Consider the following 17457-nt stretch of genomic DNA (forward strand, 5'->3'; position numbering starts at 1 on the left):
TAACTAGTGGGGTTCTTTGAGAGGTTAAGCGTCTTAATCAGTTATAACATCAATTATTATAGATTCTTTCCTCGTGTATTCGGATCTGAATGACAAAATTCATTGTTACGGTTTGCGATGTTTTCTGTTTTAATTTTCAGTTGTATTGGTTGCGGCATTTTCATTAATCATTAATTCACCTTCCGGATCTTTGGGGTTAGCAGGTGTAGTGCCTTGGAATGTTAAAACATAACTGGCCACCTGCGCAATTTCTAACGGTTTTAATTGCTGCTTCCAAGCAATCATGCCTTTACCCGAACGTCCACCTTCCGATATCGTGTGAAATATACTTTTAATATCCCCACCTAAAATCCAGTATTTGTCAGTTAAATTTGGCCCAATACCACCGCCTCCATCTTGCATGTGACAAGCCACACAATTGGTTTGAAAAATGGCTTTACCCGCACTCAAATCTGACGCTTCTGTAAGCTGTTCAACTGTATTAACGTCAACAAGGTCTTTAGCTGTTTTTTTATATTCTTCAATAGCTGCTCTAGCTTCAGCCAATTCGGTTTTCAATTCATCAAATTGACCGGCACCATCGAAGACATGAAATCTTAATAAATATATTGCTGCAAAAACTATCGTAGCATAAAACCCATATAACCACCAAGGTGGCAGGCTGTTGTCCAATTCCTTAATGCCATCGTAATTATGATCTAAAATAATTTCGCCCTCTTCCTCAATGGGTTTTGTACCAATAAGCTTTTTATACATTCTTTTGAGCCAGGTAAATTGATACGATTGCTCCTTCTCAGCTAAAAAACGTGCCTTAGCTTCTGCATCAAGTTTCTGTAACATGACATTTTCAAGCGCATTTATAATAGCTTCAATGGCAATTAAGATTAATAACACTAAAAACAAGAATAAGAGTACACTTGGGTATTCTATAAATGCTGGCTTTTCTCCGGAGTCTATAAAGTATTCTACGGCACCAAAAATGATGAAGAATACCAAGGGCACTCTTACCCAGGATGGAATTAAGTTTCTCATAATATATTGTCGTTTTGGTTGTCTAATGGCAGGTTACTTACTTTTTTTATATAGTCCTTTTTAGCAGTGATTACCCACCATGTTAGTACTACAAAAAAGATAAAACATATAAGCAAGGAAATGATAGGGTATATTTCCACCCCTGAAATACTTTCCATATGATTTTTTACAAATTTTAACATAATGCGTTAATTTTGAGCGGTTTCTACTTTAATATCGGTCCCTAAGCGCTGTAAATAGGCAATAAGAGCCACAATTTCTCTGTTTCTCATTTCAACAAAGGTTTCCCCATGTTCTGCTGCGTACTTTTTGTTATTCTCATAATTTTCAGCAAAGTCGGGATCACTATATAGATTTTGCTCAATTGCAGTACCCTGTTCCAACATACTTTGTTGAGCATTGGCAATGTCATCATCGGTATAGGGAACGCCCAGAGCTATCATTGTTCTCATTTTGGCTTCGGTTTGTGATTTGTCGAGTACACTCGATGAGCCCATAATTAACCAGGGATAACGTGGCATTATGGAGCCAGAGGACGTACTTTGAGGATCATACATGTGATTAAAGTGCCAGTTATCTGAATACTTACCACCAATACGATGCAAGTCCGGTCCTGTTCGCTTACTTCCCCAAAGGAAGGGGTGGTCATAAACGTATTCACCTGCTTTAGAGTATTCACCATAGCGCTCAACCTCACTTCTAAATGGACGTATCATTTGCGAATGGCATCCCACACATCCTTCACGAATATATAGGTCCCGTCCTTCCAATTCAAGTGGTGTATAAGGTTCGACACTTGATATGGTTGGAATATTCGATTTTACCATAATGGTCGGTACAATTTGAATGATACCACCAATCAAAATGGCAATGGTGGCTAAAAGTGTTAATTGCACCGGTCTTCGCTCTAACCAGGTATGCCAGCCTTCATTGGCGGTGCGTTTTTTAGTAACGCGTTCCAATGCCGGGGCCTCTGCCAATTCATCCTCAACTTTACTTCCCATTTTAATGGTCACAATGATGTTATAAACCAGAATGAATAAACCAATAATATATAAGGAACCTCCTATGGCACGCATCCAGTACATGGGAATGATTTCTGTAACCGTTTCCAAGAAATTACCGTAAACTAGTGTACCATCCGGATTAAATTGTTTCCACATACTAGCCTGGGTGAATCCTGCAACATACATAGGTAGGGCATAAATGATGATACCCAGGGTGCCTAGCCAAAAATGTAAATTGGCAAGACCAATCGAATACAATTTTGTTTTGAACAAACGTGGTATTAAATAATAAATAATACCAAACGCCATAAAACCATTCCATGCTAATGCGCCGACATGAACATGCGCTATGATCCAATCGGTAAAGTGAGCAATGGCATTTACATTTTTAAGAGACAGGGTTGGCCCCTCAAAAGTAGCCATACCATAACCGGTAATGGCCACTACCATGAATTTTAGAACAGGGTCTATACGAACTTTATCCCAGGCCCCTCTCAAGGTTAACAAACCATTTATCATACCACCCCATGAGGGCATTAATAGCATGACTGAAAATACAACGCCTAAATTTTGGGCCCATTCCGGTAATGCCGTATACAAAAGGTGATGAGGTCCTGCCCAAATATAAATGAAGATCAAGGACCAAAAGTGGACGATAGAAAGTCTGTAGGAATACACAGGTCTGTTCGCTGCCTTGGGTACAAAATAATACATGATGCCCAAAAATGGAGTTGTTAAAAAGAAAGCCACGGCATTATGTCCATACCACCATTGTACCAGGGCATCTTGCACCCCTGCATAAACGGAGTAACTTTTTAAAGCACTCACAGGGAGTTCCAAACTATTGAAAATGTGAAGTACAGCAACAGTCACAAATGTGGCAATATAAAACCAAATCGCCACATATAAATGGCGTTGACGACGTTTTAAAATCGTCCAAATCATGTTTACCCCAAATACCACCCATACCAATGCAATGGCGATATCTATAGGCCATTCCAATTCAGCATATTCTTTAGAGGTGGTAATGCCCAAGGGCAATGTTATGGCCGCTGCCAAAATAATTAGTTGCCAGCCCCAAAAATTGACATTACTCAATAAATCACTTGCCATTCGAGCTTTCAGTAAGCGTTGTAAGGAGTAATAGATACCGGCAAACATGGCATTACCCACAAAAGCAAAAATAACGGCATTGGTATGCAATGGTCTTAAACGACCAAAACTTAACCATGAAATACCGTCGGTAAGATTTGGAAAAAGGAACATAAAGGCCAGAAGTAGTCCGACTAACATGCCTACCACTCCAAATACTATAGTTGCGTAAATAAACTTGGTAACGATTTTATTATCGTAATGAAACTGTTGCATTTCCATAGGTGAATAGTTGTTTAATCTTTTTTGGTTAGTACTGATTTATTGTTTTTTTCTTTAACGATTTCGTCCTCAAAGAGCATTCTTACGGAAGGGGTGTAGCTGTCATCATACTGTCCGTTTCTTACTGCAAAAACAAAAGCAATAAAAAAAATAACAGCCACAGCAATGCTTATAGCTAGTAAAATATATATAACACTCATACCTGATTGAAGTTACGGTTCAAAATTAATTTCATAGTAAAGATTAAAATATGACTTTTATCATGTTAATATTCTATTTTAACGTTCTGCCTAAAAGGTTTGTAATTACAGTGGTAAATACCACGATACTAATGGAGCTTAAAGGCATCAATATAGCTGCCACCAGGGGTGATAATTGGCCCGTAACAGCATAATATAGTCCAACAACGTTGTACAAAAACGACAATGCAAAACTCCATTTGATGGTTTTTACAGCCGATTTTGAAATGGTAATGTATTTATATAATTGATCAAACTTAGTGGCATCTAAAATGGCATCGCAGGCTGGTGAGAATACATTGATATTTTCCGATATGGCAATACCTACATCACTTTGTGCCAAAGCACCGGCATCATTTAAACCATCACCCACCATGACTACTTTAGCACCCTCACCTTGGTGGTATTTAATGTATTCCAATTTGTCTTCTGGTTTTTGATTGAATAATAATTTCGTTTTTGAAGGTAATAGTTTGGTCAGGTTATCTCTTTCACCGGCATTATCGCCTGAAAGTATGACCAAATCATAATCCTTTTTAAGTTGATTGAATAATTTCGAAATCCCTTTTCTGTATTTATTGTGGAAGGTAAATTTTCCTTTATAGCCATTGTTGGTTCTAATATGAACTGAAGTGTTCAATGTTGTTGCGTTTTTGGCATGACCGATAAATGGTTCTGATCCTATTTTTATATTGTGATCTTTGTGCTGCCCTTCAATACCTAAACCTAAATGTTCTTCAAAGTAATCCAGTGAGACGATGTTATTGGTATTCAATATTTGATATAATGATCGACTCAATGGATGGTTGGAGCCTCGTAAGGTACTCTTTAATAAAGCTTCCTCATCTTCTGTTAATTGTACCCCCTCATAATTAATTTTGGTTTCCTTGTTTACGGTTATGGTTCCGGTTTTATCAAAAACAATGGTGTTAATCTGTGCAAGTTGTTCTACAACTGACGCATTTTTTAAATAGAATTTATTCTTGCCTAAAATTCTTAAGATATTGCCAAAGGTAAAAGGTGCTGCAAGTGCTATAGCACAAGGACAAGCAATAATTAAAACGGATGTAAAAACATTTAAAGCTTTGCTGGAGTCGGTGAGCAACCAAAATGTAGTGGCTACCATGGCAATGGTCAAAATGCTTAAGGTAAAGCTTTTGCTGATGCGGTTTGTAATGTTTGTAAATCCCAGAGTTTTATCTCTTTTAAACACATCGTTGCTCCACAATTGGGTGAGGTAACTTTGCTCAACGGATTTTAAGACCTCAACCTCAATGCTGCCCTCTAATTGTTTACCTCCAGCAAATAATTTATCTCCTGATTGTTTGGTAACCGTTTTTGATTCCCCGGTAACAAAACTGTAATCCATCCTGGCTTTTCCTTTTATCAAGATGCAATCAACGGGTAGTAGTTCTTCATTTCTAATTAATAATCGATCGCCTTTTTGGATATCGTAAACCTGAATGGACTCTTCTTGCTTATCCAAATTTATTTTGGTGACTCCTATTGGGAAGTAAGACTTGTAATCACGTTCAAAGGATAAATAATCATAGGTTTTTTGCTGAAAAAACTTGCCCAGTAACAGAAAGAAAATCAGTCCGGTTAGACTATCAAAGAAACCAGAACCAGTATCTAATACGATTTCCGAAGAACTTCGAACAAAGAGAACCACAATACCTAAGGCAATGGGGACATCAATATTCAATATTTTAGACCTTAACCCTTTATATGCAGAGACAAAATAATCTTGAGCGGCATAAAGGACAACGGGAACGGAATAAGCGAACATAAGCCATCTAAAGAGATGTTTATATTGTTCCAGCCAAAATTCTTCGACCTGAAAATATTCGGGAAAGGATAAAAACATAACATTGCCAAAGGCAAAGCCAGAAACACCTAGTTTGTAAATCAGTGAGCGATCTATATGCTTTTTACCAATACTGTAATCTTCTAAACTAATATAAGGCTCATAACCGATTCTACTTAATAAGGCAACGAGGTTTTTTAAGGATAGATTTTCATTCACAAAGGTTATTCTCACCGTCTTTTTTCCAAAATTGACCATGGAGGATCTTATGGCTGCATGTAATTTATTAAGGTTTTCTAAAACCCAAATACAGGAACTGCAGTGGATGTTCGGTATGTAAAGTGTAATGATTTGCGTCGTGTGATCATTAAATTCCAGTAATTGATCTACAATTTTAGAATTGTCCAAGAAATTATATTTTCCTTCAATCTCTTTTGGTGTGGTCCCGGGAGCTTGTTGAAAATCGTAATAGCAGGTTAAATCATGGATAGTGAAAATCTCGTACACCGTTTTGCAACCATGACAACAAAAAGGTTTATCGTCATATACGATTCCAGATGTTTCTGCATCCAATCCGCAGTGGAAACATGTTTTATGCACCATAAATATTTGCTCAAATTATACCTGCCGCAAAGATTTAAAGTTAGAAATTATTTTAATATGATATCTGTCATGTTTTGCTTATTTTTGAAATCTATTAAGAATTTTTGGTATGAGTAAATGTGAGCAGTGCATCATAAAACAGTTTAATTCTCTAAAAGCGTTGACTAATGATGAATTAGTGCGTATTTCGAAATGTAAAACCTCAAAAATTATAAAAAAGGGGGAAATTCTTTTTGAAGAGGGTGAAAACATAAATGGCATATACTGTGTAAAGGATGGTATTTGTAAACTCTCGAAGTTAAGTGAAAATGGTAAGGATCAAATTGTGAAGATGGTTGTTAAAGGCCAATTAATTGGTCAGCGCTCATTAGTAACTGATGAAAGTTCCAATTTACAGGCCACTGCCTTAAACGATATGGAAGTGTGTTTTATTCCTAAAAGTGAAATAGTAGCTGATCTTCAAAAAAATGCGTCATTTTCTTTTGAGGTCCTCAAGGAAATGGCCCATGATTTAAAGGAAGCGGATGATGTTATTGTAAATATGGCTCAAAAGTCTGTTAGACAGCGTTTAGCGGAGACCTTGGTTTATATCCATGATAGCTTTGGTGTAAATCCCGACGGAACCTTAAGTGTTTTGTTATCTCGTGAAGATTTTGCCAATATTGTTGGAACGGCAACGGAGTCTGCCATCAGGGTACTGTCTCAGTTTAAAAAAGAAGGCATGATCTCAACTCAGGGAAAGTATATAAAAATCGAAGATTTAAAAGCACTGGAACGTGTTGAGTAGCTCGCCTTAATCTAACTATAAATAATTCTAATAAAGTCAGTTCTTCTATCTCAACAAAATACACTATTTTTAGTGTGCCATGATGAGAAAGAATTCCATAAGAAGTGGGTTTTTATTTAAAACCTACCAAGCACCCAGTCAGACCCCTTTCGAAACACTTTTTGAAATTTTCAAGGAATTGATCACACACACTTCTGGAGATTTTGATGAGGCGATAGACTGGTTACGCGAACTTGACAAAGAATATCAATTAACCACTCCGGATTATACCATTGAAGACTTTATTGAGGATCTCAAAAAGAAAGGGTACTTAAGGGAAGAAATTGATCCCGATGGTAATGGGGCTCTGGCTATAACGGCGAAAACAGAACGTGCCATACGTCAACAGGCCTTAAATCAAATATTCGGGAATATAAGTCGAAGCGGGCAGGGTAACCATAAAAGTAAAAGAGCTGGTATGGGTGATGAACATACAGGCGATTTTCGAGAATACCAATACGGGGATGCGTTGGACAAAGTTTCGATAACCGAAAGTTTAAAAAATGCCCAAATAAATCATGGTATTTCGGATTTTACATTGAATGAAAATGACTTAGTCGTCGAAGAAACACTTCATAAGTCCCAAATGAGTACTGTTCTCATGATTGATATCAGTCATAGCATGATTCTGTATGGTGAAGATCGTATTACACCTGCAAAAAAAGTAGCCATGGCTTTGGCCGAGTTAATTATAACACGTTACCCTAAGGATACTTTAGATATTCTAGTATTTGGAAATGATGCCTGGCCCATAGCCATTAAAGATTTACCCTACCTAAAAGTTGGTCCTTATCATACCAATACTGTTGCAGGCTTGGAACTTGCTTTGGATTTATTAAGACGGAAGCGTCAAACCAATAAGCAGATTTTTATGATTACCGATGGAAAACCAAGTTGTTTGAGATTACCCAATGGAGAATATTTTAAGGACAGTTTTGGATTAAATAAAAGGATTACCAATAAATGCTATATGATGGCACAACAAGCCAGACGTTTGCATATCCCTATCACGACATTTATGATTGCAAAAGACAACTATTTGATGCAGTTTGTCAGGGAATTCACCTATGCCAATCAAGGAAAGGCTTTTTATACCGGGTTAAAGGGTTTGGGTGAAATGATTTTTGAGGATTATGAAACCAACAGAAAAAAAAGAATTAGAGGTTAAGCCCAGACACAATAATAATAAATGGTATTTGTTCAAATGAATAATCTATGGAAATAAAAGACATTAAAACTTTTGGGGCCTTAAAAAAGGCAGGATATAAGAGTAAATCCATAAAGGAGGAATTAAGAGATAATTTAATTGAAAAAATAAAACAAAAGGAAACGACATTCGAAGGCGTGTTTGGTTATGAAAATACAGTAATTCCGGAATTGGAACGCGCTATTCTTTCTCGCCATAATATCAATTTGTTGGGGTTACGCGGACAGGCCAAAACCCGTTTGGCCCGGTTGATGATGAATTTACTGGATGCGTATATTCCTGTTGTGGAAGGCTCGGAAATTAATGATGACCCCTTCAACCCGATATCGCGACATGCGAAGGAATTAATTAAGGAAAAAGGAGACGCAACACCTATATTTTGGTTACACAAAAGTGAGCGTTTTGCAGAAAAATTGGCCACACCGGATGTAACGGTAGCCGATATTATTGGTGATGTCGACCCAATTAAAGCGGCGAATTTAAAATTGAGCTATGCCGATGATCGGGTTATACACTACGGTATGATTCCCCGAGCAAACCGATGCATTTTTGTCATTAATGAATTACCCGATTTGCAAGCTCGAATTCAAGTGGCTTTATTTAATATTCTTCAGGAAGGGGATATACAGATTAGAGGCTTTAAACTAAGATTGCCACTTGACATCCAATTTGTGTTTACGGCAAATCCTGAAGACTATACCAATAGGGGAAGTATTGTCACGCCTCTAAAAGATAGGCTGGGCTCACAGATTTTAACCCATTATCCGGCAGATATTGAAACGGCAAGACAAATTACCGAACAGGAGGCCAGATTGGTAGAATCGCAAAAGAAGATGATCATGGTTCCCGATATGGCAAGAGATTTGCTGGAGCAAATTGTATTTGAAGCCAGAAGGAATGACTATATTGATGCTAAAAGTGGTGTAAGCGCGCGTTTAAGCATAACAGCTCTTGAAAACCTATTAAGTACGGCCGAACGGCGTGCCTTAATTTCTGGAGATAAATTAACCACAGTACGTCTTGGGGATTTTATGGGTATAATTCCATCAATTACAGGAAAGATTGAGCTTGTTTACGAAGGCGAACAAGAAGGAGCTGTAGCTGTAGCAAATACCATAATTGGAGAAGCTGTTAAAAGTCTGTTCGTTGAATTTTTTCCAAAGATAGAAAAACTGCAAAAGCAGGATGCCGATAGCCCCTATGATGATCTGGTTTCATGGTTCTTTAATCAAAAGGAAGGGCTCGAACTCTTGGACGACTTGAGAGATAAAGAATATAAACAGGTTTTAGAAAGTATATCTCCTTTAGACGATTTAATTGGGGCGTACCACCCGAAGCTGAGTCACCAGGACACCTATTTTGTAAAGGAATTTGTGTTATGGGCCTTGGTTGAATATAAATTATTAAGTAAAAACAGGTTTTCAAAAGGTCTTCAATTTAAAGATCCATATGGGAGTTTTATAAGTGGTATATAAGTTAATGTAGCAGTATAAGGTCATATTGAAAATTGTAATTTCAATTTATATGATTTTTATCAAACGACCATATTCAATCAATAATTTCTTTTTTGGCTATTACGGAATTTTTAAATTCAAATAGTTAATTTTTACATATTCGTAGTGTAAGTAGTGCAATTTACAATATCTAAAAATGCTTTTATAATTAACCGACTTTTTTTGGTTATATAAGCTCAAAGGCTTATTTTACCTTAATAAGGTACCTTTAGTAATAAAATAAATTTTTCAAAAATAAAACAATTTATGAGTAAATTGGAAGACGGTAAGCTACAGGAAATAGAACTTCTTTCCTTTGATATAGATAATACCTTAATAGATTTTCATACCCATAAAAGTAATTTCCCCAAAATATGGGACACCTATAAACCTGGTAAAAATGTCATTCTAACCTACAATACCGGACGCCTAATAGACGATGTTTTAAACCTCATAAATACCAGGGTTCTGCCTGAACCAGATTATATCATTTCAGGGGTTGGAACTCACATTTATGATTTCAATAAAAATGAGGTCGTCAAAGAATTCAATGATGTTCTGGATGATGGATGGGATTTGGAAAAGGTAGAACACATTGTTCAAAATATTGATCATCCCATTAGTGAGCAGCCCACTAAATTTCAACATGCCTATAAGCGCAGTTATTTTTTTCATAATGCCTCCGTAGAAATTATTGAAAGCATTGAAAAGAATTTTTACGAAGCCGGTATGCATATCAACGTGGTATATTCGGGAGAGCAATATTTGGACATTCTTCCAAAATGGGCTAATAAAGGCAATGCTTTACAATGGCTGTTAAAAAGACTCGAGATAGAATCTTCCAATATTTTGGTTGCCGGGGATAGTGGTAATGATTCAGCCATGTTCGATCTGGACAATGTAAAAGGGATTGTCGTGGCCAATGCGCATGAAGAATTATATAAATATACCAAATACCGTGAGATTTACCATGCCGAAGGCGTTCATGGAGATGGTGTCATTGAAGGGTTAGTTTATTATGGCATTTTACCTGAAGAAGCGATAATAGACAACAATGTTGATCATAAGGAAGAGTTCTTCATAAAGCAAGAATTGAGTCATATAGCCGAGGAAGACGAGGACGAAAAAATAGCTTTGATCAAAGAGGCGTATTATAAAGCCATAGAGGTTTTAAAAATGAATATTACCCCACTGGGTTTTTCGGCATGTTCCATTAAGGATAACATTCCGAATGGTACCGATGAAAATTATCATAGCGTTTGGGCTCGAGATGGGGCCATTACGGTTTTGGGATCATTGCCTTTAATACATGATGAAGACATCCACCAATGCCAAAGACAAACTTTATTAACCTTATTGGAACACATTTCTGCCAATGGTCAAATCCCATCTAACGTCCGAATTAAGGATAACAGTCCTGATTATTCAGGGGTGGGAGGTATTTGTTCCATTGATAGTGGTATTTGGGTAGTTATCGCCTTTTATGAGTACATTCATGTAACCAAGGATATTAAATTTCTTAGAAAATACATTTCAGATCTCAAGGAAACCATGCGCTGGCTTGGTGCTCACGATAGTAATAACGACGCTCTTTTGGAAATACCCGAAGCTGGGGATTGGACCGATTTGTTTGGAAGGAGTTATAATATTTTATACGATGAAATATTATGGTATCGAGCCAATGTATGTTTTGGTCGAATGTTAGAAATTTTAGGGGATTATGAACAAGCCGGAAAGTATATTAGATGGTCGCAGGTGATCAAAAAAGAGATTTTGCAGAATTTTTGGCCTTCAACTCAGCAAAAGATGTTCCAATCGGTTTCGTTTGCCGAAAAACAGTTTACCCTTGGTGATACGGCCTATTTAATTGCTCAAACCACACCTTTCGATTTTAGCTGGAGATGTGATGTTTTGGGGAATATACTGGCTTTTCTATTTGACACGGTCGATTCGGAAAAGGCACACCAAACGTTTAAATTTATGTTTGGTGCTGGTGTAAACGATCCGTTTCCAGTAGCTAATGTATATCCTGTGGTGACTCCCGGTGATCCGGATTGGAGGCCCTATTACACGGTTAATTTACTCAACTTGCCCAATCATTACCACAATGGCGGGATCTGGCCTTTTGTTGGAGGGTTTTGGGTTAAGTTTGTCAACAAGTTAGGATTAAAGGAAGTTGCTATTTCAGAACTACACAAATTGGCCCTATTAAATAAAGAAGGAATTAGTCAGGAATGGGAATTTACGGAATGGGCACATGGAAAAACGGGAAAACCAATGGGCAAGGCTTATCAAGCCTGGTCTGCTGCCCAGTTTATTTCTGCCTGTCATAAACTAAAAATAATTAAATAACTAAAATTTATAAACTATGAAATCCATATTAATGATCTCCCTACACGGATATGTAGGTGCAAACCCAGAATTAGGAAAACCAGATACCGGTGGTCAAGTAGTTTATGTTTTAGAACTGGCTGAGCGTTTTAGCAGACTGGGAAAGAAGGTCGATTTGGTTACCCGTCAATTCGAAAATCAACCCGAGTACGATGAGGTCGATGAAAACTACAGAGTTTGGCGCATACCTTTTGGAGGTAAGAAATTTATTCGGAAAGAGGATATGCACGATCATTTGAAAAAATTTGTCACCAATTGTTTGGCAGCCATTAAAAAAGAATCCAAAAAATATGATGTGGTCTATTCCCATTACTGGGATGCGGGTTTTGCCGGTCAAAAAATTGCTGAAGAATTAGGCATATCTCATGTGCATACACCTCATTCGGTTGGATGGTGGAAACAACATACCATGGGCAGTGACATGGATGAGAAGGATATGGAGAAAAAATATCGATTTAAAGAGCGAATTCGTAAAGAATACTTTGTCTATCAAATGTGCAATCATATTATCGCCACGACATTACCACAAGTTGATTTGCTCACCAAGCAATACGATGTGCTGCCTAAAAATTGTACCATGATCCCTCCGGGAATAGATGAAAACCGTTTTTATCCGGTACCAACAAAAGAAACCGATAAAATTCGAGCCAAATATGATATTCATCCAAGCGATATTTTAGCCTTGGGAAGAATGGCTCATAACAAAGGGTATGACTTATTGATACAAGCATTACCTACCGTTTTTGAGTTGTGCCCTGAAGCACGTTTAGTCGCTGCGATTGGCAGTGATAAATCGGATCGGGATGATAAAGGTGTGGCAAAACTGAAAGAATTGGCTACTGAACTGGGTGTAGCGGATAAGATAAAATGGAAAAATTATATTGCAGATGCAGATTTGGCTAACGTTTATCGAGCCGCCAATATCTTTGCCATGCCATCACGATACGAGCCATTTGGAATGGTTGCCATAGAGGCTATGGCCTGTGGAACCCCGAGTGTTATTACCGTTCATGGTGGGCTGTATGATTTAATTGATTTTGGTAATCAGGCTTTATTTGCGGATCCGCATCGCCCCATTGAATTTGGAACCATGGTGTCGATGCCGTTGCTTTATCCTAAAATGCGGAATGAATTATCCGTTGAGGGAGCACGTTTTGCAAGGCGTAATTTTGGTTGGACGGGGATTGCCAAACGTATGTTACAAGTCTTTAGAAGCTCCATTAATCAGCAGAGTATGGAGTCGAATATTTATAACTGATCTTAAGCGCTTCACGTATTGCTTTTAATACTTTAGTTTGCAAACGATATTAGTAGGATCCTCGTGACTTTATATTTTTAACACATAAATCAATAATCTCCAATATGCGTTTGTTTCTGGTTGATTCTCTTTTGGCCTGATTTAACCAGTATAAATAACTTTTCCTGTAGGAGGGTGCAAATTTATTATAGTTTTTTAAGGCTTTTGGGTTGTTGCAGAATGCTTTTTGCAAATCGTCGGGTATAATTTCATTTTCCACATCGTCTAAGGCTGTCCAACTACCATTTGATTTGGCAAGTTCAATAACTTTTAATCCGCTTGAGTGGATTAAGTTGTCAGCTTTTAGCGATTTAATATAGTGTTTGTTCAAGGCACTCCAAACACTTTTGGGATTTCTAGGTGTAAAATATTGCCTCCGTTTACCATTTCCTATACTTTTCACGGTTGAATCGATCCAACCAAAACACAAGGCCACTTTTACGGCTTCTTCCCAACGCATGGTGGGGACGTTTAGCTCCAGTTTGTAGAAAATCAAATAAACACCTTCAGAGAGGGCATGGTTTTTTAATAACCAGTCATACCATTCCGTGTCATTTTCGAAATAAAGTTCCGGGTATTTCTCCAAGTGCTATAATTTTTTTGATCTAATATAAAAATCTCTGTCAACCTCAAATGCACGTATGCGTTCCTTCATGGTCAGGCTTTGCCATTCGGCTTTGGGATATAGCCATTGTTCAGTTTGGTTAATGGAAACTTCAATGGGCATGTCGAACTTAGGTACAATATTTGTCCATCTGAATTTTAAGGTCGTTCCGTCAATTTTATACTCCAATGTGGGGATCATTGTCGTTCTTAAATACTGATTAAAGAATTCATTTAAATCATATCCGGTCTCCTTGCTGATATAATTTTCGATTTGATTTGTGCTTACCGTTTGATGATAAAATGTCCTGTTTAGTCCTCTTAAAATTTGTCGCCACTTGTCATCGTCCTCGATGAGTTGTCTCAAAGTGTGCAACATATTGGATCCTTTATAATACATATCTGTACCTACGGAGTGATGGTTTACATGATACGGGCCAATAATTGGTGATTGGTTTTCGATTAATTTTCGCGTACCTATAACATAATCGGCTGAAGCTTCCTTTCCATAGTAATAATCCAAGAACAAATTTTCAGAATAGGCCGTAAAACTTTCATGTATCCACATATCTGCAATATCCCTATTTGTAATATTATTGGCGAACCATTCGTGTCCACCTTCATGGACAATTATAAAATCGAATTTTAGCCCCCATCCGGTACCCGATAAATCCATACCTCGATATCCATTTTGATACCCGTTGCCATAAGTAACCGAACTTTGGTGCTCCATTCCCAAATAGGGGACTTCTACCAATTTGAAACTATCGGCATAAAAGGGATATTGACCAAACCAGAATTCAAAGGCCTCCATCATTTTTGGAGCTTGTTTAAAATGTTCTTTTGCTTTTTCCAGGTTATCCTTAAGCACATAATAATCCATTAGTAAATTACCGGCCAAACCATCATAAACCTCCGAGAAGTTAACATAGTCACCGATATTAATGTTTACACCGTAATTGTTAATGGGATTACTAACAAACCAATGGTAGGTTTTGGTATCCCCAAATTGTTCCACCTTGCGTAACCTGCCATTGGAAACATCGATTAATTTGGAGGGGACATTAACACTAATAAGCATACTGTCAACCTCATCGTACATGTGGTCCTTACACGGCCACCATAGACTAGCACCCTGTCCCTGGCAGGATGAGGCAATAAAATGATTGCCGTTGGGGTCTTTTTGCCATGAAATACCCCCATCCCAAGGTGGCCTTACGGCTTCTTTGGGACGCCCTTCGTAGTAAACCTCCAATTCATTTATGTCTTCTGTGTTTTGTTGATCGACCAGCTCTATAAAATGGGCATTGCCGTCATGTATAATCTGTAGTTCTTTCCCGTTTTGAATGGCTTTAATAAGTTTTAAAGGCGGTTGTAGATCTATTTGCATTACTGAATAGGGTTGGAGCACTTTATATTGAATGGTGTTTTTACCGGAAAGAAATTTATCTTCTGGGTTAATCTTAATATCTAAATGATAATAGGTTAAATCCCACCAGACCCGCTCAGGAGTAATGCTTCCCCTTAAGGAATCCTGTCTTGTAAAATACGGTTTCTCATGAAGTATGTCTTGGGCATTGACTGCCATTGAAACCATTACTGTAAACCAAAGGATAAAGGTATTATGAATATGCATTATTTTAGTTTTGTTCCAAATTTAAATAAAATGTTTCTTAAGAGTTTGTTAATATAAAAACGTCCCAAAACATGTTTTGAGACGTTTGAAAGTGGCGTTAGTCACCCTAAAATTTCTAAAAACAGTATTTGTTTTCTTCAATTATTTTTTGTGCAATAATATGTCTTAATTCAATAATATTTGGCATATTGACATATTTAATATACCGTTTAAGACCCATAAGCATCATACGCTGTTCATCACCTGTTGAAAATGAAATAATGGAATGTTTTCCAGCAGTTTCTATAACATCTATAGCATGGAACAGGTTTAGTTTTGCCATGGCTATTTGTTGCTTCGCGTGGTCCTCACCTTTGGCCTTGGCCAATTTTTCAGCTCTTAAGATAGCCGATTCGGCCAAATAGATTTGAATTAATATATCCGAAGCTGCTAACATTAATTGTTGTTGATCTTCAATTTGTTCACCATACTTTTGTAAAGCCGCTCCCGCCACCATTAAAAACAATTTCTTTAAATTATCAATGATGTTTTTTTCTTCGGAAAATAATTTCGAATAATCTGGTGTTTCAAATGAAGGTATTCCTGCCAGTTCTTCTTTAACAGCCATGGCAGGTGTAAGAACATCTACATGACCTTTCATGGCCTTTTTTATGAGCATGCCAATACAGAGCATACGGTTTATTTCATTAGTACCTTCATATATCCTTGTGATTCGGGCATCTCTCCAGGCGGATTCCATCGGGGTATCTTCCGAAAACCCCATACCTCCAAAAATTTGTATCCCTTCATCGGTACATTTTTGTACAAATTCAGATATAGCTACTTTAAGCATGGAACATTCAATAGCATATTCTTCAACCGCCTTTAACTCCGCTTCTTGCTCACTATCCTTACCGTTATTTTTTCGCAGTGCTATTCGATCTTCAATATTTTTTGCGGCCCGGTAGCAGGCAGCTTCGCCTACCCAGCAATTGGTAGCCATTTCCGCAAACTTTTGCTGAATAGCTCCAAAACTTGAAATGGGTTTTTTAAATTGAATGCGTTCATTAGCATATTTAACGGATTCTGATATGGTACGACGTTGGGCATCAAGACAGGCAACGGCTAACTTAATCCTTCCCACATTCAAGGCATTCATAGCTATTTTGAATCCATGACCACGAAGAGAGAGCATGTTTTCGACAGGCACTTCGGTTTCATTAAAAAATACCTGGCGAGTAGAGGACGCCCGAATCCCTAATTTATGTTCTTCTTCTCCCAGGGTAATACCATTAGGATTTTTAGGATCATATTCCACAATGAATCCGGTAATATATTTATCATCTTCAATTCGTGCAAAAACAATCATGAGATTACAGAAACCGGCGTTGGAAATCCACATCTTTTGACCGGTAATTTTATAGCTTTTTCCGTCCTCCGACAATACGGCCTTCGTCTTACCCGAATTCGCATCGCTACCTGCACTGGGCTCCGTTAAACAGTAGGAACCAAACCATTCCCCTGAGGCAAGTTTTGGAACATATTTTTGTTTCTGTTCTTCGGTACCGTATAGGGTTATTGGCATGGTACCAATACCAGTATGCGCACCAAATGCCGTACTAAAAGATCCCGTAGCTCCGGAAATGAAATCGCAGACTAACATCGTGTCGACAAATCCCATTCCCATGCCGCCATAGGCCTCAGGAACTGAAACACTCAAAAAGCCAAGTTCCCCGGCTTGTCTCATGCAAGACTCTGTAAGGGCATAATCCTTTTTCTCAAATTGCGCCTTCTTAGCCCAAATTTCACGGTCTACAAATTCAGTTACCGCTTCTTTCATCATCAATTGGTCTTCGTTAAAATCTTCGGGTGTGAAAATGTCTTCGCATTTTGTTTCTTTTACGACGAATTGACCGCCTCTTAATATATTATTGTGTAATTCTGCCATGATATTCGTTTTTAT

At 37.7% G+C, this 17457-nt stretch carries 13 protein-coding genes; 5 read left to right on the forward strand and 8 right to left on the reverse strand.

What is annotated here, in order from left to right; genetic code table 11:
- Positions 1-129: 129 nt before the first annotated feature.
- From MR054_RS12995 to MR054_RS13015, 5 genes are all read right to left on the reverse strand, one after another.
- Positions 130-1032, reverse strand: coding sequence for a cbb3-type cytochrome c oxidase N-terminal domain-containing protein (locus MR054_RS12995; protein WP_242158274.1), 903 nt, complete (start codon positions 1030-1032; stop codon positions 130-132).
- Positions 1029-1214: a CcoQ/FixQ family Cbb3-type cytochrome c oxidase assembly chaperone gene (locus tag MR054_RS13000; protein WP_242086742.1), complete on the reverse strand. Its 186-nt coding sequence runs from the start codon at positions 1212-1214 to the stop codon at positions 1029-1031. Before MR054_RS13000 ends, MR054_RS12995 begins: the two co-directional genes overlap by 4 nt.
- Positions 1215-1220: 6 nt before the next feature.
- Positions 1221-3413 carry a cytochrome-c oxidase, cbb3-type subunit I gene (ccoN, locus tag MR054_RS13005; protein WP_242158276.1) on the reverse strand — a complete coding sequence of 731 codons (2193 nt, stop codon included), beginning with the start codon at positions 3411-3413 and terminating at the stop codon, positions 1221-1223.
- A 14-nt stretch (positions 3414-3427) separates the two neighbouring features.
- Complete coding sequence (gene ccoS, locus MR054_RS13010; RefSeq protein ID WP_242086753.1) at positions 3428-3613, reverse strand: cbb3-type cytochrome oxidase assembly protein CcoS; 186 nt, start codon at positions 3611-3613, stop codon at positions 3428-3430.
- A 73-nt stretch (positions 3614-3686) separates the two neighbouring features.
- On the reverse strand, positions 3687-6062 hold the full coding sequence (locus MR054_RS13015) for a heavy metal translocating P-type ATPase (RefSeq protein WP_242158277.1): 2376 nt from the start codon (positions 6060-6062) through the stop codon (positions 3687-3689).
- Between the two features lie 109 nt (positions 6063-6171).
- Between MR054_RS13015 and MR054_RS13020 the strand changes: the two genes are divergently transcribed.
- The 5 genes from MR054_RS13020 to MR054_RS13040 all read left to right on the forward strand — a co-directional run bounded on the left by MR054_RS13020 (position 6172) and on the right by MR054_RS13040 (position 13237).
- Complete coding sequence (locus MR054_RS13020) at positions 6172-6849, forward strand: Crp/Fnr family transcriptional regulator (RefSeq protein ID WP_242086768.1); 678 nt, start codon at positions 6172-6174, stop codon at positions 6847-6849.
- Between the two features lie 82 nt (positions 6850-6931).
- Positions 6932-8056: a vWA domain-containing protein gene (locus MR054_RS13025; RefSeq protein ID WP_242158377.1), complete on the forward strand. Its 1125-nt coding sequence runs from the start codon at positions 6932-6934 to the stop codon at positions 8054-8056.
- A gap of 47 nt (positions 8057-8103) precedes the next feature.
- Positions 8104-9570, forward strand: a complete 1467-nt coding sequence (locus MR054_RS13030; protein WP_242158278.1) for a MoxR family ATPase — start codon at positions 8104-8106, stop codon at positions 9568-9570.
- A gap of 285 nt (positions 9571-9855) precedes the next feature.
- Entirely contained in the window at positions 9856-11940 is a 2085-nt protein-coding gene (locus tag MR054_RS13035) for an HAD-IIB family hydrolase (RefSeq protein ID WP_242158279.1), read from the forward strand.
- A 16-nt stretch (positions 11941-11956) separates the two neighbouring features.
- A complete protein-coding gene (locus tag MR054_RS13040; RefSeq protein WP_242086774.1) occupies positions 11957-13237 on the forward strand; it encodes a glycosyltransferase in 1281 nt (426 codons plus the stop codon).
- Between the two features lie 49 nt (positions 13238-13286).
- Here the strand turns inward: MR054_RS13040 and MR054_RS13045 are convergent, their stop codons facing one another.
- The 3 genes from MR054_RS13045 to MR054_RS13055 form a co-directional block, all read right to left on the reverse strand.
- Entirely contained in the window at positions 13287-13862 is a 576-nt protein-coding gene (locus MR054_RS13045; protein WP_242158280.1) for a YdeI/OmpD-associated family protein, read from the reverse strand.
- Positions 13863-13865: 3 nt separating this feature from the next.
- A complete protein-coding gene (locus tag MR054_RS13050; protein ID WP_420868346.1) occupies positions 13866-15515 on the reverse strand; it encodes a M1 family metallopeptidase in 1650 nt (549 codons plus the stop codon).
- Positions 15516-15630: 115 nt separating this feature from the next.
- On the reverse strand, positions 15631-17442 hold the full coding sequence (locus MR054_RS13055; RefSeq protein ID WP_242158281.1) for an acyl-CoA dehydrogenase family protein: 1812 nt from the start codon (positions 17440-17442) through the stop codon (positions 15631-15633).
- Positions 17443-17457: the final 15 nt, after the last annotated feature.

Origin of the sequence: Aestuariivivens sediminis (assembly GCF_022662105.1) — a bacterium.
GTDB classification, from domain to species: Bacteria; Bacteroidota; Bacteroidia; order Flavobacteriales; family Flavobacteriaceae; genus Aestuariivivens; species Aestuariivivens sediminis.

Excerpts from the sequence above, each read along its gene's own strand:
- MR054_RS12995 (WP_242158274.1), bottom strand. The coding sequence starts at position 1,032 with ATGAGAAACTTAATTCCATCCTGGGTAAGAGTGCCCTTGGTATTCTTC.
- MR054_RS13000 (WP_242086742.1), bottom strand. The coding sequence starts at position 1,214 with ATGTTAAAATTTGTAAAAAATCATATGGAAAGTATTTCAGGGGTGGAA.
- ccoN (WP_242158276.1), bottom strand. The coding sequence starts at position 3,413 with ATGGAAATGCAACAGTTTCATTACGATAATAAAATCGTTACCAAGTTT.
- ccoS (WP_242086753.1), bottom strand. The coding sequence starts at position 3,613 with ATGAGTGTTATATATATTTTACTAGCTATAAGCATTGCTGTGGCTGTT.
- MR054_RS13015 (WP_242158277.1), bottom strand. The coding sequence starts at position 6,062 with ATGGTGCATAAAACATGTTTCCACTGCGGATTGGATGCAGAAACATCT.
- MR054_RS13020 (WP_242086768.1), top strand. The coding sequence starts at position 6,172 with ATGAGTAAATGTGAGCAGTGCATCATAAAACAGTTTAATTCTCTAAAA.
- MR054_RS13025 (WP_242158377.1), top strand. The coding sequence starts at position 6,932 with ATGAGAAAGAATTCCATAAGAAGTGGGTTTTTATTTAAAACCTACCAA.
- MR054_RS13030 (WP_242158278.1), top strand. The coding sequence starts at position 8,104 with ATGGAAATAAAAGACATTAAAACTTTTGGGGCCTTAAAAAAGGCAGGA.
- MR054_RS13035 (WP_242158279.1), top strand. The coding sequence starts at position 9,856 with ATGAGTAAATTGGAAGACGGTAAGCTACAGGAAATAGAACTTCTTTCC.
- MR054_RS13040 (WP_242086774.1), top strand. The coding sequence starts at position 11,957 with ATGAAATCCATATTAATGATCTCCCTACACGGATATGTAGGTGCAAAC.
- MR054_RS13050 (WP_420868346.1), bottom strand. The coding sequence starts at position 15,515 with ATGCATATTCATAATACCTTTATCCTTTGGTTTACAGTAATGGTTTCA.
- MR054_RS13055 (WP_242158281.1), bottom strand. The coding sequence starts at position 17,442 with ATGGCAGAATTACACAATAATATATTAAGAGGCGGTCAATTCGTCGTA.